Below are 1609 nucleotides of genomic sequence, written 5' to 3'. Positions count from 1 at the left end.
GTGTCATCGGGATACTTGGAGGCCTTGAGCTGTTTCGCGGCGGCTTCAATCCCTGACCAATCGGATTGCATCTAGCCATTAAGCGTCGGTAACGCCTTCCGCGTTCGTAGAGCGATCGATCATTACAGGCGGCTTTCTATCGAGGTGCCRCGGGAGCTGAACCACCCGAAAGCGTGAACACCGCTTGCAGCGGCTTACCAGCCGTGACGGGTTGCTGGTCGCCGGGTGGGTGATCCACGCATGAATACCCCAATGACATAGTAGATGCATTCGAGAATCCTCAGCTCACAGCCATAAGGAAACCGTTGATCTCATTTGATGTTCCGGATGCGAACGGACTAGACGGCAGGCCGCCTCATCATCGGCAGCGGATCGTTACGATCATGGAAGAATTTCGCCGCAACACGCAGCTAGAAACAAAGTTCCCCGTAAGAACCCGTTAATTAATTTTTCCTAACAGCTGGTCTATCGCAACGAAGGACCGGCGTAATGACGAATCCGATTCGCACAGAAGATTTTATTCAAAGCATCGGCGTAAATGTTCACATGGCATATAATGACGGTAAATATGCCAACTCTGCCAATGTCATTACGGATATGAAATATCTTGGGATCAGCATCGTACGCGATACTGCTCCTGCCTACTGGTATCAGACCAAAGCATTTGACGCGATGGCGAACGCCGGCATCAAGTTCGACTTCGTCGCCTCGGGCAACCGCAGCCCCGCCGATGTCGTCGCCGCGATCGAAACCTTCGCCAAGGCGCACCCCGGCGCGACGATCGCGATCGAGGGAGTCAATGAAGTCAACAATTGGCCCGTCACCTTCGGCGGCGTCACCGGCCTGGCAGGCGCCACCGCCTATATGACCGCGTTGGCCAAGGCACTCGCCGCCAATGCCACGCTCAGCAGCATCGACACCTATGGCCTGACCGGCGCCAACATCGTGCAGGACGTCGATTACGCCAATTTCCATGCTTACCCCAAAAACGGTGCCCAGCCGCTCCGCACGCTGATCGCCGGCCTCAAGGACCAGACCTCAGCGATGGCGGGCAAGCCGACGGTGCTGACCGAGGCCGGTTATTATACCGCGCCGACCAGCTCCAACTGGGGTGGGGTCGATCAGGCGACCCAGGCCAAGCAGACCCTCAACCTGCTGATGGACGCGACCAAGCTCGGCGTCTCGCACACCTATCTCTATCAGCTGCTGGATGCCTATGCGGATCCTTCGGGAGTCAGCATCGACAAGAATCTCGGCCTGTTCGATCTCTCCAACAACCCGAAACTGGCGGCGACCGCGATCCATAATCTGACGACGATCCTGGCGGACAGTGGAGCCGCTGCCGCGACGTTCACGACCCAGGCGCTCAACTACACCGTGGCCAATCTTCCCACTGATGGTGCCGTGCTGGCGATGCAGAAGTCGGATGGAAGAACCGACCTGGTAGCATGGTCCGAGCCCGACATCTGGGACGAGATCAATCACCGCGCGATCACCGCGGCCAGCAAGGACGTCACGTTCGATTTCGGTGCCAACCATGTCAGCGTGAAGATCTTCGATCCTCTTGCTTCGGCAGCAGCCGTCGCGACCTATGCGGACGTCACCTCGG

1 protein-coding gene is annotated in these 1609 nt (G+C 57.8%); it reads left to right on the top strand.

Features of this window, described 5'->3' with window-relative positions; genetic code table 11:
- Window positions 1-546: 546 nt before the first annotated feature.
- A partial coding sequence (locus AC1DPF_RS18955; RefSeq protein WP_477962948.1) for a calcium-binding protein occupies window positions 547-1609 on the top strand: 1063 nt, incomplete at its 3' end.

This window comes from Rhizorhabdus sp. P4_G6, assembly GCF_056401045.1.
Note: the sequence above shows the minus strand (reverse complement) of the source record. Positions and strands in the feature narration are given on the sequence as shown.